Source organism: Burkholderia sp. HI2500 (genome assembly GCF_002223055.1).
Lineage (GTDB): Bacteria > Pseudomonadota > Gammaproteobacteria > Burkholderiales > Burkholderiaceae > Burkholderia.
This window is the reverse complement of record NZ_NKFL01000004.1, coordinates 957,816-982,980: the sequence shown is the minus strand read 5'-3', so window position 1 is coordinate 982,980 and position 25,165 is coordinate 957,816. Positions and strand designations below refer to the sequence as shown.

Below are 25,165 nucleotides of genomic sequence, written 5' to 3'. Positions count from 1 at the left end.
CTCTTCCCGTTCAAAGAACCGACGCGGCCACGGCCTGCGCGTCGGTCGCGCCCGCGAGCCGAACGTCGTGCAGATCGGCGATCGACGCGCCCGCGCGATCGCCGATCGCGAAGCGGCCGTGCGGATAGCGCAGCAGCATCTCGGCGTCGCCGGGCTGCGCCGCGCCGAACACGATGCCGCCGATGCGCCACGTGCGCGGCGGTTCGCCGTCGTCGGGCCACGCGCCGAGCAGCACGCGCAACACGTTTTCCAGATGGTTGACCGGCAGCCAGAGCTGCGGGCACGGCCCGTCGTCGCCCGCGCCCGCCCCGTCGGACGACGCACGCCACAACGCGTCGGCGTCGGCGGCCGGCGCCTGCCCGATTCCATCGCGCCAGCACGCGTCGGGCAACAGGTCGCCGCGCCAGCTCGCGCGCGTGACCGGCCGCGACGCATCGCGTTGCGCATCGCGCGGCAACGACACCATCGAGCCTGCCGGCGGACGGCTGCGATACACGAACGTCGCATCGAGCAACGCGCGGCCGACCACCGATGCGCAGCGGACCGTCACGCGCCAGCCGTCATCCGCCGTGCGGCCCGCCGCGTCGGTGTCGAGCACGACGTCGCCGCGCGCGTCGAGCGCGTCGGCGAGCGCATCGAGCGCGATCGTCACGTCGACGGCTTCGTGCAGGTAGGCGGGCTCGCCGTCGGGCGGCGCGACCCAGTCGGCCACCACGCGCGCATGCTCGAGCAGCAGCGACGCGGGCATCGCCGCGCGAGCGCCGAAGCGGAATGCGCGCGTATAGGGTGCGCCGGCCGTGCGATAGCGCGTCGAGAAGAACGCGAACGGCCGGAATCGTGTCGGCTCGCCCGCGTGATGCCGGCGCGTCGCGAGTTCGCCGAGATTCGGCAAGCCGTCGACCGCGTCGAAGCCGCGCAACTGGATCGGCGTCAGCGCGCGGCCGACCGCGCCCATATACATCGGTTCGCCGCTATCGGAAGCCGCGGAAGCCACGGGCGCCGCGAGCTCCGTGAGCCAGTGGCGCACGCCGTCGTCGATGCGCATCGGCGTCACGTAGCGCCGCGTGACGGCAAGGTTCGTGATCATCCCGACACCGTTCCACGTCGGCCACACGAGCGTCTTCACGCTGCGCTTGCCGGCGTCGCGTCGCGCCCACCAGCCGAGCCGCGCAAGCGCCTCGTTCGCCGCCGCATAGTCGGTCTCGCCCGTCATGCCGCCCCAGCGGCCGGTCAGCGAGCCGACGTTGACGAAGCAGTCGACGCGCGACCGCTCGCGCACCGCCGCGTAAAGATTCATGAAGCCGAGCACTTTCACGCGCACGGTGCCGAGGAATTCGTCGGCGCGCTTGCGCGGCAACCGCACCGGCAGGTCGATGCCCGCGTTGTGGATCACGCCGCGCAGCCGATCGCCGCATTCGTCGCACAGCGCGCGCACCGCGGCTGCATCGGTCACGTCGCATACGCGGTAGTGCACCGGCAGGCCGAGCGCGGCCACCGCGTCGAGCGACGCCTTCAGTTCGCGACGCCGTTCGAGCTGCCGCAACGTGTGCCGGATCGCCTTCGGCGGCCGCTCCGGCGTCGCCTGGCGCAGCAGGTCGAGCCCGTAACGCTTGAAGCCGGCGGCGTCGAGCGCGAGCCACGGCTCGTCGCCGGCCGGCAACGCGTCGCGGCCGGTGACGATCACCGTGCAGCGGTGACGTTTCGCGATCTCGCAGGCGGCCAGGAACCCGATCCCGCGTGCGCCGCCCGAGAACAGCACGACGTCGCCCGGCCCCCAGTCGGGCGCCGCGTGCGCCGGCAGATCGTCGCGGCTCGCGACGAGCGTATGGCGGCGCCCGCCGCGATGGCCGACCTCGAAGCGCCCCCAGCGGTAAAGTTCGCGCACGATCAATCCGTCGACGCGCCCCGTCTCGTCGGGCGCGATGTCGAGCACGCGCACGTTGCAGTTCGGCAATTCCTGCGGCAGCGTCTTCGCGAGCCCGGCCCACAAGCCGCCGAGCGGCTGCACGAGCGTGTCGTCGCCGTAGCCCATCAGCCCGTCCTGCCACGTGAGCGCGAGATAAAACAGCCGCGACGTCGATTCCTCCTGCGCCCAGTCGCCGTAGCACGCCTGCAGCAACGCGACCGTGCGGCGCAACGGCGCCTCCCACTGGTCGCGTCCGTCGAGCGAGAACGGCGCCTCGACGCCGAGATCGACGATACCGTCGAACGGCTCCGACTGCGCGACGAACGTGATCGCGGCGCTCGCCGGATCGACGCCGTCGGCCGGCGCGAACACGCTCGGCTTCGCGCACGCGCGCAGCAGCGCCGCGACCACACGCTCGACCGTGCGGCCGAGACCGTTGACGATCGCGATCCGCTTGCCGCTCAGTTCGACCGCCGGCACGTCTGGCAACGGCTCGATCTCGACCGGCCGCCACGTGAAGCGGTGTGTCGGCGCTGCGTCGGTACGCTGCCGTGCGTCGTACGTCGTCAAGTCGCGCTGCAAAAAGGCCAGCACGTCCGGAGCCAGCGTCGGGCCGGCGGGCTGCTCGGGTGTCGGCGTGCGCGTGGGTGATGCCGCGCTCGCCGGTTGCGCCGCAGCGGGCCCCTGCCACGACGACTCGGGCGCGCCCGCTTGCGCGTGTCGCGCTGGCGTGCCCGTGAACGGACACGCAGCTGTGCGCCCGGCCGGCACACTCGCGTCGCGTACCGTTTGCTGCGTCGGCACCCGTCCGCGCGAGCGCGGCTTCGCGATCATTCGGATTCCGTCGCGCGGACGCAGCGAGATCGTCGCACCGGTCTCCAGCGAATGCCCCGGCACCGCGCTCAGGTCGACGTGCTGCGCGACGACCGCGATCAGCACGCGCATCTGCAGCAGCGCGGTCTGATAGCCGATGCACTTGCGCATGCCGCCGCCGAACGGGAAATACGCATACTTGTGCCGCGCCGGCGCGTGCGATCCGAAGTTCTCCGGATCGAATGCGTCGGGGTTGGCCCACAGCGCCGGATGACGATGCGTGACGTACGGCGACATGAACACCGACGAGCCGGCCGGCACGTGATAGCCGCCGATTTCGTCGTCGTCGACCAGATCGCGCGTGAAGCCCCAGATCGGCGGATACAGGCGCAGGATCTCGTCGACGGTCTGCACCAGATACGGCAGGCGCTCGAGGTCGCCCGCGTCGGGCGCGCGCCCGCCGAGCACCGCGTCGAGCTCCTCGCGCAACCGGCGCAGCACGTGCGGATGCTGCGCGAGCGCATGGAGCCCCCACGCCATGCCGCTGCCGGTGGTTTCGTGGCCGGCGAGAAACACCGTCATCACCTCGTCGTGCACCTCCCGCTCGGTCAGCGGCGCGCCCGTGTCGGGGTCGCGCGCGGCGAGCAGCAGCGAAATCACGTCGCTCGGCTCGCTGCGCCCCGCGCGATGCCCGGCGACGATCGCGTCGACGATCGTGTCGATGCCGCGGCGCGCGTGCGCGATCCGGCGATTGAACGGCGTCGGCATCCAGCGCGGCACGAAATCGTTCAGGTTGCCCTGCGGCATCATCGCCTCGATGCCGAAGCGCACGGCCGGCCCGACCTCGTCCGCGTGCCGCGAGATGTCCGCGTTGAACAGCATCAGCCCGAGCATGCGCAGGCTCACGTGCATCATCTCCTCGACGACGTCGAACGACGCATGCGCGGGCCGCTGCGACCAGCGCTCGACGAGCGCGAGCGCCGCGTCGCCGACCGCGGCCGTGTGCGCGTCCACCTGCTTGCGGTGAAAGAGCGGCTGCACGACGCGCCGGTGACGCCGCCAGAATTCGCCGTCGGTCGTCAGCAGCCCGTCGCCGAAGAACATCTTGAAGTTGTCGTAGAAGCGGCCGCGCACGTAGTTGCGGTGATTGTCCTGCAGCACGTGCTGGACGCCGTCCGGATGCGCGAGCGCATGCGTGAGGAACGGCCCGAGGCGGTTGCGGGCGACGTCGCCGTACTGCTGCTGCAGCTTCAGCAGCATCGTGACGGGATTGCGCTTGTATTGCGCCAGATTGCCCATCACGACGCTGCCGCGCGGGCCGGGCGCGAGACGCTTCGTGCTCATGCGGACACCTGTTCGGCAGCCGCCTGCGCCGCGCGTTGCGCGTCGACTTCGCCACGCGCGGCGAACGCGCCCGTCACGCGATGCACGTAGCCGATCACGATGCCCGTCACGTCGCGCATCTGCATCAGGACCCTGCCGTCCGGGCGCACCGCGACGAACCGGTTGCCGCTGCTTGCCGGCCCCTCGAGCGCGAACGCGCGCGGCGTCACGCGCAGCGCGATCGACGCGTGGCGGGCCGACAGCTCGCAGTCGTTGCCGGCTTCGTACAGATCGATGCGGCCGATCGACATCGGCGCCGCGAGCGGGATGTAGTCGCCCGCGACATGATCGAGCGCCGCCACGCGCGCGAGCCCGTCGAGCAGGATGCTCGGCACCACGAAACGCGAGAACACCGGATCGCCGTCCGGTACGTTCAGACGGAAACGCGCATGCTTGCCCGTTTCGCTCATGCCGGTGTCGGTCGTCGACACGAACATGCCGGTCAGCCGTACCGGCGCCGCGTCGAAGTGATACGGATCGGCGACGGGCGTGAACGTGCCGACCGCCGGTTCGCTCCACACCGGCGCCGGCGGGTAGGTCTCGGCGAGACGCACGGTGATCTCGAAGTGCGGCTTGTCGCGCACGAGTACCTGGCCGCCCGGCGCCAGCACGTCGCCGGCAATCCGCACGTGCACCAGCACGGCGTCGGCGTCGCGCGACACGATCCGCGCATGGATGCGCTTCACGCTCGGCCGCTTCGCATCGTAGACACGCAGGAAGTGCAGGAAGGTCGCGTCCGCGAAACCGACCACCTTGAGGCCCGGCACGAGCCGCAGCGCGGCTTCGGCAGCCACTTCGGGCACGAACGTGCCGGGCAGCGTCGGGAAGCCGTTGACGACGTGATGCTGCAGGTACGCGTCGCGCTCGAGATCGAACACGCGCTCGAACGTCACGCTGTCGGCGCTGCGCGCGAGCTCGCGGCCGAGATAGAAATCGGGCGCGCACGCCGCGGCCGGCGCCGGTTCGTCGGTTTCGAAGTAACCGGGCAGATGCGTTTCGATCGCGCGTCGCTCGGCATCGCCGAGATGGACGGACATCGCCGCGCGCTCGCCGAGCCCGAGCTCGCGCATGAAGTGATGCTGCCCTTCCGCGGTGCGCATGCTCGTGAACAACCCGCTCTTCTCCAGGAACGCGCGCGTGACCGGATTCGAGCCGAGCCCGACCGAGCGCCACAGCGTCCAGCCGATCGTGAATTCGTCGTGGCCGAGCGCCGTGCGGTGATACGACGCCTGCGTGTTCAGGAAGTCGTTGCCCGACGCGTAGTCGGTTTCGCCGGCCTGGCCCGTCAGGCCGATGAACGACCCGAAGTTGCACCACAGCCGCGGCTGCCGCGCGCCGAACGCACGGCGCAGGTTCCAGTAGCCGCGCACCTTGATGTCGCGCACCGCGACGAAGTCGTCGAGCGACTTCACGCGCACCGACGCCGAACGGTTCAGCCCGGCCGCGTTGACCAGCAGGTCGACGCGCGGCTCGCGTGCGAGGATCGCGTCGATGGCCGTCTTCACGCTGTCCGGGTCCAGCACGTCGGCGCGCACGTAGGTCACACGATGCGCGCCGCTGAACGCGCGCATCGCTTCGATGTTGATGCACGCCGTGCGCGCGTCGGCACGCCGTTCGAATGCGCGGATGATTTCCGGCAACGGCCGTTCCGGATGCAGCGCCTTCTGCTGGCGAATGTAATCGGGGCGACTCTTCGCGAACGCTTCGTCGTCCATCTCGAGCCACGCCGCATCGACCACGTCGAGCGCGCTGCTGCCGATCAGGTACAGCGTCGGGCGCACGTGCGCGGCGAGCGTCTTCATCAGCTCGCCGGTGATCCCGCGCGCCCCGCCGATCGCGACGACGACCGAGTCCTGGCCAAGCGACAGCCGCTCGTCGGCACGCAACTCGCCTGCCTCCTCGATCACACGCGGCGTGCGGCGCCGCCCCGCGCCCAATGCGACGACCGGCAGCCAGTGCCGTGCACCGCTCTCGCGCTCGGCATCGCGCAACGCATCGGGCAGCGTGCGTGCATCGGTAAGCACCGCGACCGGGCGGGCTTTCGGCATCTCGATCGCAAGCGCCTTCACGAGGCCCGTGAACAGGCCGGCGTCCGGATGCGGCACGTCGCCCACGAGCGCGTCGAGCAGCAACGCGACGAACGTGCCGTCGCGCTCGAGTGCGTCGTGGCAACGCTTGATCGCGAGAAACGCGAGGTCGTGCAATGCGAGCCGCGCGGGTGCGGCCGGCGCGGCGGCGTCCGGTGCGAGCGCGCCGGCGTCGAGCGACGTCAGCACGCGCACGTGGCCGATGTCGTCGGGCAGCGTGTCGAGCGCCGCCGCGTCGATCCGCTCGATCCAGTGCCAGCCCGGCCTGCGGGCGGCGAACGGCCGCGTCGACAGCACCACGCAACCGGGCCCCGGCTCGGCCTGCGCGGCCAGGACTTCCGGCATGTCGGTCACGATCACGCAGCGCGGCGTGATGAACGGCGTCGACTGCCCCGCGGGCCGCCACGGCGCGTCGCGCCATTCGATCCGGTAACGCGCGACGCCGAGCGGCTCGCCGTCGGCCGCGACGCCGGTCCGGCGCAGCGTGCCGTGCAGCAAAGCGCCGGGGGAAATGGGTGCGGCGCACGGGTTGGCCGGCGCGATCGAAGCGGCGGCTGGCGCCGCCCGGTGGGCAGACAGCTCATGCGTCGCCGCGCCATGCGCCTCGCCTGACGCGGCCGCTTGCGTGCCCGCGCAGTCGCAGGCGACGTGCAGCGCATAGCGCGCACGATCGCGGCCGCTGTCGCGCGTGAGCGTCGTGCCGGCCTCACGCGCGACGACCGCGCGCAGCACGTCGATCGCCGAGTCGGCGCCCGCATAGGTGACCGCGCGGCCCATTGCGTCGCGCGGCGCGGCCGGTTCGACGGCCGCCCGCGCGTCGCCGCCGCCGACCACCGCGAGCACCGGCAGCCCTTCGGCCTGCGCCCGCCGCACGGTCGTCACCGCGAACAGCACGATGCCTTCCGCGAGCGGCAGGTCGAACGCCGGGCGCACCTCTTCCGCCGAGTTGCCGTTGATCCCGCCGACGATCGCCATGTCGAGTTCGCCGCTGCACAGAAAGCGCTCGGCCGCCTCGAATGCGGCCAGCGTCGACGCATGCCCCGCGTCGACCGTCATGTTCATCCCGTGCAGGTCGTGATAATTCGCGACGCGCGCCGGAATCACGTTCGGCATCATCCCCGGGAACGAATTCTCGGTCGTCGGCGCGACGAGCTGCTTCGTCGCCTCGCGCAGGCCGTTCAGGAGCCGTTCGGTCGCCGCGCGCTCGTCCGGCCGCGTCGCGTCGAGCACCGCGGTCGCGATGTCGTCGAGATAGCAGCGGCTCGCGTAGAGCGCCGCGTTGCGCGTGGGCCCCATGTGCCCCATCACGAGCCCGATCGTGTCCGCGTGCTCGCGCCAGAACGGGCCGAGGCGTTCGCGCAGGTCGTGTGCGGCATCGAGCGCCATCAGCTGGCAGCGGTCGAGCGCGCGCAGCACGGCCGGCGGCATCTTCACGCGCGCGAAGCTCGGCAGCGGATAGCCGACCCCGAAGCTCGCGTCGGGCGCGCGGCCTTCGCCGCGCAGCCAGGCTGCGACCTGCGCGTCGTCGTCGAGGCCGGGAAACTTCGCCGACCATCCGACGATCGCGAGCGGCTCGCGCTTGAAGCGGCCGCTCGCCGCGCCGGCCGGCAGATCCTCGCGGTATTCCGACACGATCAGGTGCCCGTTCGTCCCGCCGAAGCCGAACCCGGACACCGCGGCGACGCGCGCCGATTCGCGCCGCGCCGGCCACGGTACCGGCGCGACCGGAATCCGCAGGCTGGTGCCGCCGAGGTCGAACTCCGGCGGCGGTTCGCTGAAGCGATGCTGCGGCGGGATCATCTGATGCCGCAAGCCGAGCAGCACCTGGATCACCGACACGACGCCGGCCGCCCAGCCCGTATGCCCGACCAGCGACTTGTTCGACGTCAGCTGCACCGGCCGGTCGCGCCGGATCGCATCCCGCAGGCTCTGGAATTCGGCGAGATCGCCGGCCGGCGTACCGGTTGCGTGCGCAACGACCCAGTCGACGTCGGCGGGCACCGTCGCGGTGCGCGCGTACGCGCGGTCGATCGCGATGCGCTGGCCGGCCGAATTCGGCGCATAGATCGCCTTGCCCTTGCCGTCCGACGACGAGCCGAACGATTTGAGCACGCCGAGAATGCGGTCGCCGTCCGCGCGCGCGCGCTTGACGCGCTTCAGGATCACGACGCCCGCGCCGTCCGCGAACAGCACGCCGTCGCAGTTGCGATCGAGCGGCCGCACCTCGCCGCTGCGCGACAACCCGTGCAGCTTCGAGAACAGGATCGAGCCGCGCGGCGCGAGCGCGAATGCACCGCCGCACGCGACCACGTCCTGCTGGCCGAGCAGCAACGCCTTGATCCCGAGATCGATCGAATACAGCGACGACGAACAGGCGGTATCGACCATCATGGTTTGCGCGTCGTCCGGCAGCACGCCCTTCATCGCGTTCAGGCCGACGCGGTGCGGGAAGAACGAGGCGAGCTCGCCGGCGCCGCGCGCATAGCGCGCGCTCAGCACCGCATCGATCGCGGCCACGCGACGCGCGCGCTCGGCCGCATCGACGCCCGCGTCGATCAGCACCGCGTTCAGGCGCTCGCGGGCAGCGGCCAGCACCATGCCCTCTTCGAGATGCTGGCTGCCGTCGGCCGTATAGCCGACGAGGAACGCGACGCGATCGGCGTCGCGCAGCGTCACGCCGACAAGCGACTGGCACAGCGCGTGGCGCAGCCACAGCGTCGTCAGCTCTCGCGGCGCGGTGCCGGCGTCGAGCTCCGCGCGCACCGTCGGGCACGGCTCGAACCGCTCGATGAACACCGAGCGCGACTGATAGCTCTTGTCCTCCGCCGACGTATCGGGCGAGTAGAACGAGCGGTAATCCCAGCGATCCGGCGGCACGTTGCCGAACAGCTCGGGGCCGTCCAGCAGCGCGCGCCAGAATGCTTCCGGATCGCTCGCGCCGGGCAGCGCGACGCCCATGCCGACCACGGCGATGTCGTCGCTATCCTCGCTGTCGTCGCTGTCGTCGCTGTCGTCGCCGGCGGGGGCGTGATCGGCCCGTGCGGCCGGTGCGTGTGCCGTCTGCGCGGCCGCGGCAACCGTATCGTCGCCCGCATGCGCAGCCGGCGCCGCCGTCGCCCATTCCGCGCGCGGCGACAATCCCTCGCTGCACAGCGACAGCCCGCCGTCCGCGACGACCACCTGCCCGGTGATCCAGCGCGCCGCGTCCGACGCGAGAAACACGACGAGATCCGCGAGGTCTTCCGCGCGCGCGAGCCGCTTGAGCGGCGTCGCCGCGATGCTCGAGCGCTTGGTGTTCTCCGGGTCCGGAAACTGCGCGGCGACGTCGCCGTCGATCAGCGTGGACGATGCGCCGTTCACGCGTATGTCACGGCCCGCGTACTCGACCGCGAGATAGCGCGTGAGCGACTCGAGCGCCGCCTTCGCGGTGCCGACGACGAGATAGTTCGCCGGCACGAGCGTCGCCCCCACCGACGACACGTTGACGATCGCGCCGCCGCCCGAGCGCGCCATCAACGCCGCGGCACGTCGCGCACACCAGAACGCGCCTTTCAGGTTGGTATCGAGCGCGCGATCGAAATGCTCGGCGCCGATCTCGTCGACGCCGAGCAGCGCGCCGGACGCCGCGTTGTTGACGAGCACGTCCAGGCGGCCGTAGCGCCGTTCGATCTCGTCGAACATCCGGTCGACCTGCGCCTGCTGCGCGACCGACGCGCGGATCACGTCGACCGTCGCGCCGAGCGCGCGCAGTTCCTCCGCGGTCTCCTTCGACGCGTCGAGCGAGTGGAAGAAATTCAGGATCACGTGCGCGCCCTGCTCGGCGAACCGCCTGCAGATCGCCTTGCCCACGTTTTTCGCACCACCCGTCACGAGAACGAGCTTGCCGCGCATGCTGGTATTCGACATGGATCGCCTGCCTATCGAGAATGTGTCATTTCGGGCAGGGCCCCCCTGCCGATCACCGTTTCGGTCCGCCGCCGTCAGGCGGCTGCCTTCCCCTGGTTCTCGTAGACGAAATCGACGATCTGCCCCATCGCCTTGAAATCGCCGCTGCGGAAATTCGCGGGCAGCGGCGGCAGCGCGTAGCGCGCCGTGATGCGCTGGATGATCTCGGTCTGCTTGACCGAGTCGATGCCGAGTTCGGCCTCGAGTTCGATCGATTCGGAGAACACCTCGGCCGGATACTCCATCGCCTGCGCATAGATATCGACGAGCTCGGAGAACAGCCGCTCGCGCGGCACGTGTGCGGGTCTTGCCGCCGCGGGAGCGGGAGCGCGAGCCGCGGTAGCCGCCGCCGCGAACGGTTCGTGTGCGACCGACGGTGCCGGCGCCGCCGTCAACGCCGGCCCGCCGACGGCGGCCAGCCGCGGCGCAGGTGCGACGCTCGACTCCGGCTGCGGCGCGAACGACGTCGCGCTCGGTGCGGCGCCTGCCGGTGCCGCGCTCGCCGCGTCGAATGCGCGACGCAGTTCGCCCTTGAGCCAGTCGACGATGTGCGGTCCGCGTGCATGCCAGAACGCGTCGAAACCGGACCCGGCGTTGTCGATGCGAATATCGTCTTTCATGATGCTGTCCTCCTGGAAATATCGGGTGATCGTCGTGACGACGCTCGACTCCTCTGTCGCGTTCGACGGGCCGCCGAACGTCCTCACCGTGCCGGGCCCCGCGATGCGCACGACGATGCGCGCCAGCGTGTTGAGCGCGCCGCATTCGACATAGCGCCCGATGCCGTCCGCGCGCGCAGCGCGAATCGCATCCGCGAACCGAACCGGCAGCACGAAATGCGACGCGAGCCGCGCACCGGGATCGTCGGCGACGCTGTAGCGGCGCCCGAGGATCGGCGAATACACCGGAATCGCGAGCGTGCGATGCGGATAGGCGGCCAGCCGCGCGGCAAACTGTTCACGCGCGCCGGCCAGGTCCGGATGATGAAATCCATACGGAGACCTGATCGCCTGAGCGGTCACGCCGCGCGCCGCGCAGACCGCGACGAAGCATTCCAGCGCATCGCGCGGGCCCGACACGACGGTCTGCGACGGATGGTTTTCGACCGCGACGCACACGTTGCGCACCGCATGCGTGTAGGCGCTCGCATCGATCAGCTCGCGCGTCGCGTCGGCGCCCGCGGAAATCGCGGCCATCATCCCGTCTGCCGGCGCGGCCGCCTGCAGCGACGCAATCCGGTCGCAGACGATGTGCGCACCCTGCTCGATCGAATACAGGCCACCGCACACCAGCGCCGCGATCTCGCCGAAGCTGTGTCCGATCAGCACGTCGGGCACGACGCCGCGTGCGTGCAGCACGCCGAACATCCCGACCGACGCGCCGAAGATCCCGAGCTGCAGCAAATCGGGGGCATCGCGCAGCCACGTGTCGAGCCCCGCGTCGTCACGCCACAGCGCGCCGGTCAGCGGCCGGCCGAGCCGTTCGCTCGCGATCGCGTCGATCGTGTCGAGCGTCTGCCGCACGCTGCGGTGCTCGCGGGCGAGCTGCCGCAGCGCGCCCGCGTAGAACGCGCCCTGTCCGGGGAACAGGAACGCGCAGCCGCGCGCTTGCGCGCCGCCCGCCTCCGGCCCCGCATGAATCAACTCGCGTCGTTCCATAATCCCAATCTCCCGAGGCTCTCGGCCAACTTCAGTCTCGCGGTGCGCCATTTCGACACCGCGAGCACGCGCTGCCGGCGCGCATCCGCGAGCGCCGACTGCGCATTCAACAGTTCCGTGAACGTGCCGACGCCGGCCTTGTAACGGCCGCGCGCGATGTCGAGCGAATGCAGCGCGGTGTCGAGCAGATGCTGCGAGTTGTCGAGGTTCGTCGTGTCGGTCTGCAGGCTCTGGTAGCTCTTCCACACGTCGAGCGACACCTTGAGTTCGGTGCTGCGCACATCGGCTTCCTGCGCATCGGCCTGCGCCTTCGCCTCCGCGACGCGATAGCCGGACGCGAACCCTTCGAACAGTGGAATCGACACCTGGATGCCGATCGAATTGCCGTGACTGCTCTGGATCTGGAACAGCGACGGCTGCTGCTGGTACGACGGGTTGTTGCGCGACAGGCTGCCCGTCAGCGAAATCGTCGGCAGCGTCTGCGCCCGCACCGAGCGGATCTGGTCGCGTGCGGCCTCGAGCTTCTCGCGCGCGGCGATCAGCTTCGGGTGATGGCGCTTCGCTTCGGCGATCAGGTCGGCGACGCCGCGCGTGAAGTCGTCGCGATCGGGCGACGGTTCCGCGTCGGCGATGCGCAACGGCGTGTCGGCATCGACGCCGAGCGTCGTCGCGAGCGTGCCGATCGCGTTCTGCAGGTCGCCTTCCGCGCTCACGCGATCGAGCAGCGCCTTGCGATAGGTCGTCTGGGCCTGCAACGCGTCGCCGAGCGTGCCCGCACCGCCGTCGTGACGCGCGGTGGCTTCGGCGAGACTCTCCTGCGCCGCGCGCTCGACGGCCTGCGCCGCCTCGAGCGCCGCCTGCGCGTCGCGCAGCGCATAGAACGCCTGCGCCGCGTCGTAGAAGACGCTCTGCAACGTATCGTCGTGCGCGGCGTTGGCCGCGCGCAGCAGCGCGCGCGCACGATCGAGATTCGCGCCGCGCTTGCCGAAATCGAACAGCACCCAGCTCAGGTTGAGCATCCCGTAGCGGCTGCTGCTGCGCTGGTTCTGCGAGAAGCCGCCGCTGTAGTCCGTCGTCAGGTTGTCGCGCTGGATGCCGGCCGTCGCGTTCAGCGTCGGCCAGTACGCGGCCTTCGACACGCCGACCTCGGCCGCCGCCGCGCGTGCGTCCGACCACGTCCGGGTCAACTGCGGATGAGCACAGATGGCCTGCAGGATCGCATCCTCGAGCGCGAGCGGGCGGCCGTCGACGTGCGGTGCGCCGCACGCGGTCGCCGACGCCATCGACCCGGCCTGCGTCGCCGCGACATCGTCGCGCGTGCGATAGACGTCGAGCATCTGCGCGCCTGCGGACGACGCGAATGCCGCGCATGCAACGGCGGCCGACACGATGGCGAGAGCGCGTGTCATCGTCTAGCGCCCCGCGACCGGCTGTGCCGAACCGGCATCGTGCGTCGCGTGCATCGCCTGGGGCGATGCGGCCGGCACGCTGCCGGACGCCTTCGCCGCGGCCGCCGCGCGCAGCGCCTCGGTCGACTGGTCGAGCACGATCTTGCCACCCTGCAGCATGATGACGCGCTGCGCCGACGCGATCGTCTCCGGCCGGTGCGCGACGATGAGCCGCGTCATCGCGAGCTGCGTGACGGCCACGTTGACCTGCTTCTCGCGTTGAACGTCGAGATGGCTCGTCGCCTCGTCGAGCACCAGAATGGCCGGCCGCTTGTACAGCGCGCGCGCCAGCAGCACGCGCTGCTTCTGGCCACCGGACAGCACCGTGCCCATGTCGCCGACGAGCGTGTTGTAGCCCATCGGCATCGCGGCGATGTCGTCGTGCACGGCCGCGATGCGCGCGCATTCGGCCACCCACTGCGGGTCCGCCTCCGGGTCGAAGAAGCTGATGTTGTCCGCGATCGAGCCCGCGAACAGCACGTCGTCCTGCAGCACCGTGCCGACGAGCCCGCGCAGCCGGTCGATGCCGAGTCGCGCGACGTCGAGGCCGCCGATCCGCACGGTGCCGCCCGTCGGTTCGTGAATCCCGAGCAGCACGCTGATCAGCGTCGTCTTGCCGCAACCGGACGGCCCGACGATCGCGACCGATTCGCCGGCCGCGATCGTCGCGCTGACACCGTCCAGCACCAGCGGCTCGCCGTCTGCGTAACGGAACGACAGGCCGTCGATCTCGATGCTCGCGTCGAGCGCCTCGGCCTCGCCCGGCACGTTGCGCAGGCTCGCGTCCGGCTCCGCTTGCGCGAACACGATGTCGGCCAGCCGCTCGCCCTGCAGCTGCAGCATCCTGACTTCGAAATACTTGTCGATCAGGCTGCCGACCCGGCTGTCGAACTGGCTCTTGTACGCGTTGAACGCCATCAGCACGCCGACCGTGAACTGACCGTCCATCACCATCCGCGCGCCGAGCCAGATGATCAGCACGTTCTCGATGCCGAACAGCAGGCCGTTGAGCTGCTGGTAGAAGATCTGCAGCTTCTGCACGTGCAGGCCCGCATTGACCTGCTCGACCAGCAGCGTGATCCAGCTCGCGCGGCGCTCCGTCTGGCGATTGAACAGCTTGATCGTCTTCACGCCGCGCACCGTCTCGAGGAAATGGCTCTGCTGCTTGGCCGCGTGCACGATCTGATCCTCGGTCGCGCGCCGCAGCGGCGCGTACCACATCCATCGGACGAGCGCGTACAGCGCCATCGTCGCGAGCGCGACCACGCCGAGCACGCGGCTGTACACGAACATCATCGCGAGCGTGACGATCGTCATCAACCCGTCGATCACCGCGCCGAGAAACGACGTCGTCAGCGTCTGCTGGATCGTGTCGATCGAACCGAAGCGCGACACGACGTCGCCGAGATGACGCCGCTCGTAATAGCGCACCGGCAGGCTCAGCAAATGCGTAAACACGTTCGCGCGCCACTGGATGTTCAGCGTGACGCCGACATACATCAGCGCCCACGCACGCATCGCGCCGGTCGCCTGCTGCATCAGCAGCAGCAGGCCGAAACCGAGCGCCAACACCGTCAGCAGGTCGCGATCGGCGCTGACGATCACTTCGTCGATCACCCACTGCAGGAAGAACGGCTGCACGAGCATGAACACTTCCAGCGCGATTGCCAGCCCCAGGATCTGCGCGAGCGAGCGCGACAGTCCCGACACCGGGCCCAGCAGTTCGCGCAGCTTGACCGCCGGACGCGCCGCGCGCGGCGCGAAGCCGGAGGCCGGCCACAGCTCGAGCGCGACGCCGGTAAACGCGCGCGACACGTCGGCGAGCGGCACCTTGCGGACGCCGTGCGACGGATCGTGAATCGTCGCGGTCTTGCCGTTCACTTCCTTCAGCACGACGAAGTGGTTGAAATTCCAGTGCAGCAGGCACGGCAGGCGAAGCTGCCCGAGCTGCGCCAGGTCGAGCTTCACCGCGCGCGTGCCGAGCGCGAGACGCTGCGCGACCTCGATCACGCGAGCGAGGCCTGCGCCCTTCAGCGAGACAGGGAATTGGCCGCGCAGCGTCGCGAGATCCACGTGGTGACCGTGATAGCCGGCCACCATCGCGAGACACGCGAGCCCGCATTCCGCGGCTTCGGTCTGCAGGATCATCGGCAGCCGGCGGCCGAGGCCGAACGAGAGTCGATCGAGTAATGCCATGCGCGACCTCGTCAGAGTTTGCCGGTCAGGCTGTAGAGCGGCTCGAGCACCCACTCGTACAGGCGCCTGCGTTCCTGCAGGATGTCCGCCTGCAGCGTCATGCCGGCCTGCAGCGGCTGCTGCGCGCCGTACGCGGTGACGTGCTGCGCCTCAAGCGCGACGGTCACACGGTAGAAGGTCGCGTCGCGGCCCTCGCCCGGGGTCGCCGCCGGGCCGCCGTCGTTCGCGAGTTCGGCCGCCGACAGCGCCGTGCGCGCGATCGACACGACCGTCGCGCCGTACTGGCCGAACTTCTGGTAAGGAAACGCCTGATAGCGGATCAGCACCGGCTCGCCGACCCGCACGAAGCCGATCGCCGTGCTCGGCACGAACAGGTGGGCCTGCCAGCGCGCACCGCCCGGCACGACGCTCGCGAGCGGTCGCGACGGTTCGACCGACTGGCCGACGTCGGCGATCGCGGCCGTCACGATGCCCGTCTCCGGCGCGGCGACGACGATCCGGCGCTTCGCCTCGCTTTCGATCAGGTTCTGGTCGACGTCGATCACGTTGCGGTCGATCTGCGCGAGCTGGTTCTGCTGCTTGAAGCCGAGCCCCGACAGTTCGTTGCTCGCCTCGGTGAGCGACTGCAGCGTCGATGCGCGGTCGCGCAGCAGCCCGTTCAGCTTCGACTGCTGGTCGAGCAGATCGGCCTCGCGCTGCTGCGCCTGGTCCTTCGAGATGTAATCCTGCGCGAGCAGGCCGCGATAGCGTGCCGCGCCGTCGGCCGCGATCGACGTGCGCAGCCGCTGGGCCGCGAGCTGGTCGTCGATTTGCGCGAGCGCGCCTTTCAGGTTCGCGATCTTCGCGCGCAGCGTGTCGCGCTCGTCCTGCTGCAGGCTGCGCGTCTTGTCGATTTCCGTGAGCAGCGACGCCTTGCGCTGCCGCGCCTGCGCGATCAGCGCCGCTTGCGTCGCGCCTTCCGCCGCGCTTTGCAAGTCGGTCGATACCGTATAGAGCGTCTGCCCGCGCGTCACGTGCTGCCCTTCCTTCACGTCGCGCTCGACGACGATGCCCGGCTGCAATGCATAGACCTTGACCAGCCCCGAATCCGGCATCACCACGCCGCTGACCGTCGTGCGCCGCGTATAGGTACCGAACGCGAAGAACAGCACCACGCAGGTGGCCATGACCAGCGCGACGGCCGTCATCAGCGTCATGGACATGGGGTGCACGAGCACGATGTCGCCCAGCACGCGCATCCGTTGAGCCTGTGCCGCTTCAGAACGAAAGAGACCGAACTCCATTTTCACCCACGTATCGCCAAATTGCGGAATCAGCCGTCGCCCCGCGGCCGCGCGCCGGAGCCGGCCAAAGCGATCCGGTATGCAAAGTAGGTCCATGCATACCGGATCATCGCTTCCATCATCGGGAAACGCGGCGTCTACCGCGTTGCCTCAATTGCGGCAACTCAGTAAATCGGGCCGCCGAACAGGCCGTCCAGCAGGTTCACGGCGGCGGTCGTGATCGTCTCGCCGATGTTGTATGCCTGCTTGACCGGTGCGGCGAAGATGCCGAACGTCAGCGCATTGCCGATGCTCTCCGCGGTGCTGCCGCCCCATTCGATGATGTTGCCCAGCGCCGAGGGGATGCCCGGGCCGCCGTAGTAGCCACCGGCAACCTGGGCGATTTCCTGCTGATTCAGCTCTTGCATTGCATTTCTCCAGTTTGAAAATGCTAGATAACCCATCTAGCGGGGCATCGAACAACGCCGCAATTGCGACGATGATCAATACGTTAAATACATTTAAACTTTCGAACGGCACGATCACATCGTTCGAGCCGAATTAATTCAATTCATCGATTCAATTCGAATGACACGCAAAATCCCGGCGACCCGAATGAATCCATCGATCTTTAACCCTAATCGGAAACCGGACAGTGATTTACCGACGACCTGCGATTGTTCCCCCGCCCCCGGCGCCCCCCGCTGCAAGGCGCCGGACAACGGACGCGCAGACGCCGCCGCGCGTGGATGCCGCAGCGCCCGCACGTCATGAAATGCAAAGAATGAAATGAGAATGAATACTCGCCGGAGGATCGACCGGGAATAATTTCGCGTTAAATGTCGTTCACCGAATCAAACTAAACATCGCCGAACGGTTTATCGACACCCGATTTCCCCTCTGAAATTTTTACAGCACTGAATTCGACGGCCCAATGATCCGACACTTTCCGGGCGTTCTTTGTACGATACCGCACCATCGGGCAAACCCGATATTGCAGCGAGATTTATTCTGTTTTATTGAGAATGTCGAGCCTGAATACTGCGATTGAATGCCCGCAGTTGATTCTGGAAAGCGCGCGCCGGGCCATGCAGACGGCCTGGCGCGCAATGCGTCGTTACGCCGCTCTCGGCTTCGACAACTGATCGGCAACCGGCAGGCTGCGGATGCGCGTGCCGGTCGCCGCGAAGATCGCATTGGTCAGCGCCGGCGCGACGGGCGGCAGGCCCGGCTCGCCCACGCCGCCGAGCGGCGTCGCAAAATCATCCGGCGCGACGAGATGCACGCGGATTTCGCGCGGCGCCTCGTTCATGCGCAGCACCTGGAAGCCGTTGAAGTTGCTCTGCTCCGGATGGCCGTCCTTGAACGTGATCTCGCCGTGCAGCGCGATGCCGAGCCCCATCACCACCGCGCCCTCGAGCTGCGAGCGTACCCGCTCCGGGTTGACCTGCGGGCCGCAGTCGATCGCGATGTCGACTCGCGGCACCGTGATCTTGCCGTCGGCATCGACCTGCACCTCGCACACCGCCGCCGTGTACGACACGAAGCTGCGATGCGCGGCGATCCCGAGGCCGTGCCCCTTCGGCAGCTTGCGCCCCCAGCCGGCGCCGCGCGCGACCGTCTCGACCACGCGCCGCAGCCGGCCGGTATCGATCGGATACAGCGCCGGATCCTCGCCGTAGTTCGTGTTCTTCACCGTGATGTGCGGCTCGAATCGCCGCGCGGGCCCGATCAGTTCGAGCAGGAAATCCTTCGGGTCACGACCGGCCGCGTGCGCCAGCTCCGACACGAAGCTCTGGATGCCGAACGCATGCGGGATGTTGTAGACCGAGCGGAACCAGCCGATCCGCGTGTGCGCTTGCGCGGCCGGATTCTCGATCCGCACGTTCGGAATCGCGAACGGCAGGTCCGCGATCCCCTGCGCGAGCTCGCCCGGCTGCTCATGCACGACACCGGCCCTGAACGTCGACTGGATCGACGGCGCGACCGTGCGATGCTGCCACGCGACCACCTTCCCCGACGCATCGATCCCGCCGTCGAACGCCTCGAGCGACACCGCATGGAAATAGTCGTGCGCGATGTCGTCCTCGCGCGTGAACGTCAGCTTGACGGGTGCGCCGACCGCCTTCGCCAGCAGCGCCGCCTCCACCACGTAGTCCGGCTTCGACTTGCGGCCGAAACCGCCGCCGAGCAGCGTCACGTTGACCGTCACGCGCTCCGTCGGCAACCCGAGCGCCTTCGCGACCTCGTCGCGCGTGGTCTGCGGCGCCTGCGTGCAGGTCCACACTTCGCAGCGGCCGTCGGCCACGCGCGCGACGGCCGCGGGCGGCTCCATCGTCGCGTGCGCGAGATGCGGGATGTAGTACGTTGCGCGCACGCGCTTCGCGGCGCCGGCCAGCGCCGCCGCTGCATCGCCGTCGTTGCGGATCACGTCGCCCGGTTGCGCGGCAGCCGCTTCGAGCGTCTTGCGATACGCGGCGGAATCGTAGTTCGCGTTGGGCCCGTGCTTCCAGTCGATCTTCAGTTGCGCGCGCGCCTGGATCGCCGTCCACGTATCGCGCGCGACGACGGCCACGCCGCCGAGCGGCTGGAAACCGGACGGCAGCGGTGTGGGCGCCAACTGCACGACCTTGACGACCCCCGGCAGCTTCTCCGCCGCCGATGCATCGAACGACGCGACCGTGTCTCCATAGGCCGGCGGTCGCGCGACGACCGCATACAGCATCCCGTCGAGCCGCGTGTCGATCCCGTAATGCGCGCGGCCGCCGACGATGTCGCGCCCGTCGATCAGCGCCGTTTCGCCCTTGCCGATATAGCGGAATTCGGCCGGCGCCTTCAGCGCCACCGTGACCGGATCCGGCGCCGGCAACGCGGCCGCCTTCGCCGCCAGTTCGCCGAAGCCGAGCTTGCGCCCGCTCGTCGTGTCGACGACCTCATGCACCGTCGCCTTGACCTGACGCGCATCGACGCCCCATGCCGCGGCTGCCGCCTGTTCGAGCATCGTGCGCGCCGCCGCACCCGCGCGACGCAGTGCGGCGAAGCTCTGGCGCAGGCTGCGCGATCCGTCGGTGTTCTGGTTGCCGTAGCGCGGCTCGTCGCCCACGGCCTGCGCGACCTTCACGCGCGCCCAGTCGGCGCCCAGTTCGTCCGCCACGACGAGCGCGACGCTCGTGCGCACGCCCTGCCCCATCTCGGAGCGGATGCAGGTCACGGTGACCGTGCCGTCCGGCGCGATCGCGACGAACAGGTGCGGATCGTCGCGCAACCCGTGCGGCATCCCGGCGCCGCCATATTGAGGATTCGCGCTGACGGGCGGCTGCACCGGCACGGCCGCACGGACGAGCGACGGCACGCCGAACGCGAGCAGCAGCCCGCCGGATGCGAAGCCGAGCAGCCATGCGCGACGGCTTTCGTTATGGACGGAGAGTTCGGGTGCGCTCATGCGGCACCTCCGCGGCGTACGGCCAGGCGGATCGCCGCACGAATGCGCGTGTAGGTGCCGCAGCGGCAGATGTTGCCGGACATCGCATCGTCGATGTCGGCGTCGGTCGGATGGGGATTCGTCTTCAGCAGCGATGCGGCCTGCATGATCTGCCCGGACTGGCAGTAGCCGCACTGCGCGACGTTCAGTTCCTGCCAGGCCTGCTGCAGCGGATGATTGACGCCCGTCGACAATCCCTCGATCGTCGTCACGCGCTTGCCGGAAGCGGCCGCGACCGGGGTGATGCACGAGCGGATCGCAACGCCGTCGAGGTGCACGGTGCATGCGCCGCACAGCGCCATGCCGCAGCCGAACTTGGTGCCGGTGTCGCCGAGGACATCGCGCAGATACCAGAGCAACGGCATGTCGGGATTGCCGTCGAAGTGCTGCTCGCTACCGTTGACGGTCAGCGTGATCATCGTTCACCTCCTGGTCGAGGCGCCCGCATCGCACCACGGGTGCCGGGTGGGGATTCGAACGGCGGCGGGTGCGTCCTGCTGCGCCGGCCCGATGCCGTCTTGTGGACTGCTCCGCCGGCAGGACCGGCGGTCAATGCGTGGTGATCGGTGCGGCTGGCTGGGGATGGCCATCGGGCATGCGAGCCGGATGGATAGCGGGCACGCACCAGCCCGGATTCTGCCCCATGCAAACCGTCACTCAGGCAACGCGATCATGTCGGAACTGCCAGAAATGGCGACTCGGATCGCAGCACTTGCGTGCCACGTTCGGCCCCCGGCGGCTTCGACATTGCCCGGGGAGCCAGAATCGTATGCGGAATCGCCCGGGCTCCAACTCTAACTGATGTGCGGCAGTTTTGCGTCGTCGGTGCGTATCGGCGCGGGCGAGAGACAAACCGGGGAGATGCTGAAGGGGAATCGATGGCGCATGACGTTTGTCATGCGAGTGGGACCGACTGACGCGCCTGTTCCGGCGAGCAACGAGGGGGGTGACCGCTAGCGCGAGAACCCACGCGCCGACCGTTCGCGGCGGTGCTTCGTGATATCCGGACCCCATCCGCAACGGCCTTCTCGTGATCCCTGCCGCGATAGATCGTGATCGCAGCCTGCTTCAGGTCGCCGTGCGAACCGAGCGCAAATTACTCCATCACGCCGTCAGGGCGGATGAGTCGTGAACGAAGCACGCGTGCGTCACATGGCGCCGACGTCGAGCGCCAATGCTTCAAGCCGATTGCACGAGCTTCAATGGATTGCCGACGCAGGCCGGGAACGATGCCGCGCCGGGTGACCCGGTACGATTCCCGACTTGCGTGGCCGCGATCGGCGCTCAAAGTGATTGCCGGACACCTCGCTCGTACGGCATGCGGGCACGCACCACGCTCACGGCGATCGCAACGCCTGCAACCCGAGTGTGAGCGCATTGAACGGCATCTCCGACGACCCCATCGAAAAGCTCGTCGCCTTCGTGGGTGCCCCCGGATTGCGCATCAGCGCGTGAACGATCCGCTCACTCGCATGACCGTCGCCGTACGGATTGCTCGCGCGCGCCATCTCCCCGTACGCGCTGTCGCTATCGAACAACCGTGATGCCTCCCACACGATCCGCTCCTGATTGGTACCGACGAGCCGCGCGGTGCCGGCCTGGATCGCCTCGGGTCGCTCCGTCGTCTCGCGCGTGACCAGCACCGGCTTGCCCAGCGCGGGCCCTTCCTCCTGAATGCCGCCCGAATCGGTGATGATGAAATGCGCGCGCGACATCAGGAATACGAACGACAGATATTCCTGCGGCTCGATCAGGTAAATGTTCGGCAGGTGGCCGAGCCGCGCACGCGCCGGCTCCCGCACGTTCGGATTCATGTGCAGCGGATAGACGAACTGCGCGTCGGGATAACGGTTCGCGAGCGTGCACAGCGCATCGCAGAAATTCTGGAACGGCTCGCCGAAACTTTCGCGACGATGCCCGGTGATCAACACGACGCGCCGCGACGGTTCGAGAAACGGAAACTGTCCCGCAACCTTTTCCGACAACGCCGTGGTGTGATCGAGCATGCGCTTGACCTCGTGCAGCGCATCGATCACGGTATTGCCGGTCAGCACGACCGCCCCACCCGGTACGCCCTCGCTGAGCAGGTTGTCGCGTGCTTGCCCGGTCGGTGCGAAATGCCACGACGACACTGCGTCGGTCACACGGCGGTTCAGCTCCTCCGGCCACGGCGACCAGATGTCACCACTGCGCAAGCCGGCCTCCACGTGCCCGACCGGCAGATAGCGGTAGAACGCCGCGAGACTGACCGCCAGCGTGGTCGTCGTATCGCCGTGTACCAGCACGACGTCGGGACGCAATTCGTCGAACACGATGCCGATTGCCTGCAGAATGCCCGTCGTTACGTCGGTCAGCGTCTGACTTTGACGCATCACGTTGAGATCGTAGTCGGGCTTGATGTCGAACAGCGTCAGCACCTGATCGAGCATTTCGCGGTGCTGCGCGGTTACGCATACCCTGGCGTCGACACCGGCTTGCGCCTTCAATGCACGCACCAGCGGTGCCATCTTGATGGCCTCCGGCCGAGTCCCGAACACAAGCAAAATCTTTTTCATCGTTATCCTCGTTGAGCCATTTCGCGCTGAATGACCCTGCTCGTGGCGCGAAGCATGTATTCAGGCGGCGCCTCCCGTACTCGCACGCGGTCGACACGTTGCGGTGTCGCGGAGCGAGCGCGCCGCCCGGTTCGCGCGGTCCACGCCACGCGAATCGTCGTACTACCGGCGTCCTGTTGCGCTTGATCAGTCACGTCATGAGTCGTTCCTCGTTTGGCCAGGCGTCACGGCGGTTCTTCACGTCTTTTCCTCTACAGCAATATTCAAACCAGCCGCCCTGCGACCGTATCCGGTTCACGCTGCATGCACCGCGCACCTGCAGTGCGCGACGGAATGTTTCACAACTGCTACGCGTGTCGCCGCGCCAATCAGGCGCGATACACGCAAACACCGGGGCAGTCGCACGGTCCCTTCGACGACGTCGTCCGACGAATCTCGAACGCATGTCGAGCGTCCGTCGCGCATCGAATCGCTCGCATCTGTCGAAGCGCGTTGCGCTTCCTTGATCCGCCACTTTTGTCTGTGCAGACGGCGGCAAGATCGATCGTCTGGCGGTGGTCATCCTCGATGGTTCAACCCGACACGCAACGTCATTCACGTCGCACGAATCGACGGCGCGGGAAATGTTGCGAATGTGTAACGCGGGTCCGGAACGGGGCGGTTGCATCGGCGTCCGGCCCATCTAACCCACGCGCGCTCATGAAGCACACCGGCACGCCAGCCGATGCACACGTCACGCACGACGCGATGCGCATCCCCGCGCGACATCGCACTGCCAAGGCGGCGCAGGTTCGGCAGACGATTCGCTCCACGCACGACACGTCCATGCCGCGACGCCGATCAAGTGCGGGCATTCGGCGGGTGCGCACGCTGATTCTTCGTTGAATCAAAAATCATCGCCGTCGTTCGCGCCAGGCGCCCACCCTCCACCCCCGCCCCTTGCCGCGCGTGGCATCGCGGCCGATGGCTCACGCCTTGCTTAATGACAGACAGGTGTGCCCCGAAACACTCGCCCGGCAGCGGACGAACCGGGGCACCCAGGCAACGAAACAGGAGGGAAACGCGACGCGTCCGCGTGGAGCGAACGAGTGCTCCAGCGATCCGAACGTGCCGACGCGCCCCGTTGAAGTACGCGCGATCCACGAGCCCGGTTCCGGCTTCGAAGCCAGGAGCCGGCCCGTGAACGCAAACATCGGTACCAGCCTCGGGTTCACCCGCACTACGGCGGCCCGAGCCACAACGTCGACACGCACGCCGGGCGCGACGCGGCCAACGCCTCGCCCGGCGACGATTGCACCGGACCGCCGCGCAGGAGCCCAAGACCATGAACCGGCCCGCGCTTTGCCCGACCGTACGCTCTCGCGTAGCGGCCACCGTCGCACTGTGTCGCCTGTGGCACGTCGCCTGCTGTATCGCTGCGTGCGGTTTCGCGCTGCACGCAAGCGCCGCCGAACTTCGCCTCAACGGGCTGTACCAACGCGCCGACGGTGCGATCACCGTGCGCCTGAACGGCGTCGGCATCGATCCGTATTTCGCGGCGAAGGCGCTGCTCGCCGCGTCCGACGCGCAACTCGATGCCCGTCCGGCGGCACTCGCTTGGATCGCATGGCTGCTGCCGCGCCAGCGCCCGGATGGCGGTTTCGATCGCTACTGCGTGAAGAATGGCCGCTACCGCGCATGCGCCGACGCGGAAACCGACGACGCGATGATCGCGACCTGGATCGAACTGCTCGCTCGCTTCGCGCCGCCCGACGGCTTGCCCGCCGCGTGGGAAGTCAGCCTGAACCGTGCCTGTTTGCACCTGGACACGCTGCTCGACAAGGCCTCCGGCGTCTATCAGATCTCGTCGTCGCTGCATGTCGCATTACTGATGGACAACGTCGAAGTCCACAGCGCGTTCCAGGCCCTCGCGGCGTACTACGTCCGACGCGCCGACTCCACGCATGCGGGACCGTGGAGCCAGCGTGCCGACCAGCTGGCATCCGCGATCCTGAGGGTCTTCTGGCGCGGCAGCGGATCCGGGTTTCGTGCGAGCACGCAGCAAGTCAGCGATACGAGTTTTTATCCGGCGAAGATCGCGCAGATCCTCCCGCTCCTCTCAGGTATTCAGGTACCCGAACAATCCGGCGAGACGTTCTACGCGCAGTGGATGCGGAAGCACGGCAAGAGCTGGCCGCAACTCGCCAACACCGATTATCCGTGGAGCTTGATCGCGCTGGTGGCGCTCAAGATGAACGATTGGGGCACCGTTGCCTGCTGGCAAGCGCGATCGGCCCCATACCGGCACGGCGCGCACTGGAACGTACTGGAGGAGTCGCTTTATCTGGCATTCGAAAGCCGGATGGCCGCGCCCGTCATCCCCGCTCGATGCGGATTCACGACGGCAACGGCAACCGCATCGCGCTGACGCAACGGCGTGCGCGGTCCATGA

General features: G+C 68.6%; 12 protein-coding genes. 2 read left to right on the top strand and 10 right to left on the bottom strand.

Annotation, left to right across the window (positions count from 1 at the left end):
* Nucleotides 1-10: 10 nt before the first annotated feature.
* The 10 genes from CFB45_RS07255 to wecB all read right to left on the bottom strand — a co-directional run bounded on the left by CFB45_RS07255 (nucleotide 11) and on the right by wecB (nucleotide 22,734).
* Nucleotides 11-4,063: a cytochrome P450 gene (locus CFB45_RS07255; RefSeq protein ID WP_089425078.1), complete on the bottom strand. Its 4,053-nt coding sequence runs from the start codon at nucleotides 4,061-4,063 to the stop codon at nucleotides 11-13.
* The gene (locus tag CFB45_RS07250; RefSeq protein WP_089425077.1) at nucleotides 4,060-10,095 is read right to left on the bottom strand and encodes an SDR family oxidoreductase; all 6,036 of its coding nucleotides are present in this window, start codon (nucleotides 10,093-10,095) and stop codon (nucleotides 4,060-4,062) included. Before CFB45_RS07250 ends, CFB45_RS07255 begins: the two co-directional genes overlap by 4 nt.
* A gap of 74 nt (nucleotides 10,096-10,169) precedes the next feature.
* On the bottom strand, nucleotides 10,170-11,792 hold the full coding sequence (locus CFB45_RS07245; RefSeq protein WP_089425076.1) for an acyltransferase domain-containing protein: 1,623 nt from the start codon (nucleotides 11,790-11,792) through the stop codon (nucleotides 10,170-10,172).
* Nucleotides 11,774-13,201 (bottom strand): TolC family protein, encoded by a 1,428-nt coding sequence (locus CFB45_RS07240; protein WP_089425075.1) that lies wholly within the window; start codon nucleotides 13,199-13,201, stop codon nucleotides 11,774-11,776. Before CFB45_RS07240 ends, CFB45_RS07245 begins: the two co-directional genes overlap by 19 nt.
* A 3-nt stretch (nucleotides 13,202-13,204) precedes the next feature.
* Entirely contained in the window at nucleotides 13,205-15,436 is a 2,232-nt protein-coding gene (locus CFB45_RS07235; RefSeq protein WP_089425074.1) for a peptidase domain-containing ABC transporter, read from the bottom strand.
* Nucleotides 15,437-15,447: 11 nt separating this feature from the next.
* Nucleotides 15,448-16,719: an HlyD family secretion protein gene (locus tag CFB45_RS07230; RefSeq protein WP_179255060.1), complete on the bottom strand. Its 1,272-nt coding sequence runs from the start codon at nucleotides 16,717-16,719 to the stop codon at nucleotides 15,448-15,450.
* 164 nt (nucleotides 16,720-16,883) lie between these two features.
* A complete protein-coding gene (locus tag CFB45_RS07225) occupies nucleotides 16,884-17,126 on the bottom strand; it encodes a hypothetical protein (RefSeq protein WP_069247669.1) in 243 nt (80 codons plus the stop codon).
* 689 nt (nucleotides 17,127-17,815) lie between these two features.
* Nucleotides 17,816-20,140, bottom strand: coding sequence for a xanthine dehydrogenase family protein molybdopterin-binding subunit (locus CFB45_RS07220; RefSeq protein ID WP_089425072.1), 2,325 nt, complete (start codon nucleotides 20,138-20,140; stop codon nucleotides 17,816-17,818).
* Nucleotides 20,137-20,598, bottom strand: a complete 462-nt coding sequence (locus tag CFB45_RS07215) for a (2Fe-2S)-binding protein (protein WP_089425071.1) — start codon at nucleotides 20,596-20,598, stop codon at nucleotides 20,137-20,139. The genes CFB45_RS07220 and CFB45_RS07215 overlap by 4 nt, the downstream gene beginning before the upstream one ends.
* A 918-nt stretch (nucleotides 20,599-21,516) precedes the next feature.
* The gene (gene wecB / locus CFB45_RS07210; protein ID WP_089425070.1) at nucleotides 21,517-22,734 is read right to left on the bottom strand and encodes a non-hydrolyzing UDP-N-acetylglucosamine 2-epimerase; all 1,218 of its coding nucleotides are present in this window, start codon (nucleotides 22,732-22,734) and stop codon (nucleotides 21,517-21,519) included.
* Between the two features lie 699 nt (nucleotides 22,735-23,433).
* Between wecB and CFB45_RS38245 the strand changes: the two genes are divergently transcribed.
* Both CFB45_RS38245 and CFB45_RS07205 read left to right on the top strand, forming a co-directional pair.
* Nucleotides 23,434-23,619 (top strand): hypothetical protein, encoded by a 186-nt coding sequence (locus CFB45_RS38245; RefSeq protein WP_144025182.1) that lies wholly within the window; start codon nucleotides 23,434-23,436, stop codon nucleotides 23,617-23,619.
* Nucleotides 23,620-24,058: 439 nt separating this feature from the next.
* On the top strand, nucleotides 24,059-25,141 hold the full coding sequence (locus CFB45_RS07205) for a hypothetical protein (protein WP_089425069.1): 1,083 nt from the start codon (nucleotides 24,059-24,061) through the stop codon (nucleotides 25,139-25,141).
* Nucleotides 25,142-25,165 lie beyond the last annotated feature (24 nt).

Excerpts from the sequence above, each read along its gene's own strand:
- CFB45_RS07255 (WP_089425078.1), bottom strand. The coding sequence starts at position 4,063 with ATGAGCACGAAGCGTCTCGCGCCCGGCCCGCGCGGCAGCGTCGTGATG.
- CFB45_RS07250 (WP_089425077.1), bottom strand. The coding sequence starts at position 10,095 with ATGTCGAATACCAGCATGCGCGGCAAGCTCGTTCTCGTGACGGGTGGT.
- CFB45_RS07245 (WP_089425076.1), bottom strand. The coding sequence starts at position 11,792 with ATGGAACGACGCGAGTTGATTCATGCGGGGCCGGAGGCGGGCGGCGCG.
- CFB45_RS07240 (WP_089425075.1), bottom strand. The coding sequence starts at position 13,201 with ATGACACGCGCTCTCGCCATCGTGTCGGCCGCCGTTGCATGCGCGGCA.
- CFB45_RS07235 (WP_089425074.1), bottom strand. The coding sequence starts at position 15,436 with ATGGCATTACTCGATCGACTCTCGTTCGGCCTCGGCCGCCGGCTGCCG.
- CFB45_RS07230 (WP_179255060.1), bottom strand. The coding sequence starts at position 16,719 with ATGGAGTTCGGTCTCTTTCGTTCTGAAGCGGCACAGGCTCAACGGATG.
- CFB45_RS07225 (WP_069247669.1), bottom strand. The coding sequence starts at position 17,126 with ATGCAAGAGCTGAATCAGCAGGAAATCGCCCAGGTTGCCGGTGGCTAC.
- CFB45_RS07220 (WP_089425072.1), bottom strand. The coding sequence starts at position 20,140 with ATGAGCGCACCCGAACTCTCCGTCCATAACGAAAGCCGTCGCGCATGG.
- CFB45_RS07215 (WP_089425071.1), bottom strand. The coding sequence starts at position 20,598 with ATGATCACGCTGACCGTCAACGGTAGCGAGCAGCACTTCGACGGCAAT.
- wecB (WP_089425070.1), bottom strand. The coding sequence starts at position 22,734 with ATGAAAAAGATTTTGCTTGTGTTCGGGACTCGGCCGGAGGCCATCAAG.
- CFB45_RS38245 (WP_144025182.1), top strand. The coding sequence starts at position 23,434 with ATGAAGCACACCGGCACGCCAGCCGATGCACACGTCACGCACGACGCG.
- CFB45_RS07205 (WP_089425069.1), top strand. The coding sequence starts at position 24,059 with ATGAACCGGCCCGCGCTTTGCCCGACCGTACGCTCTCGCGTAGCGGCC.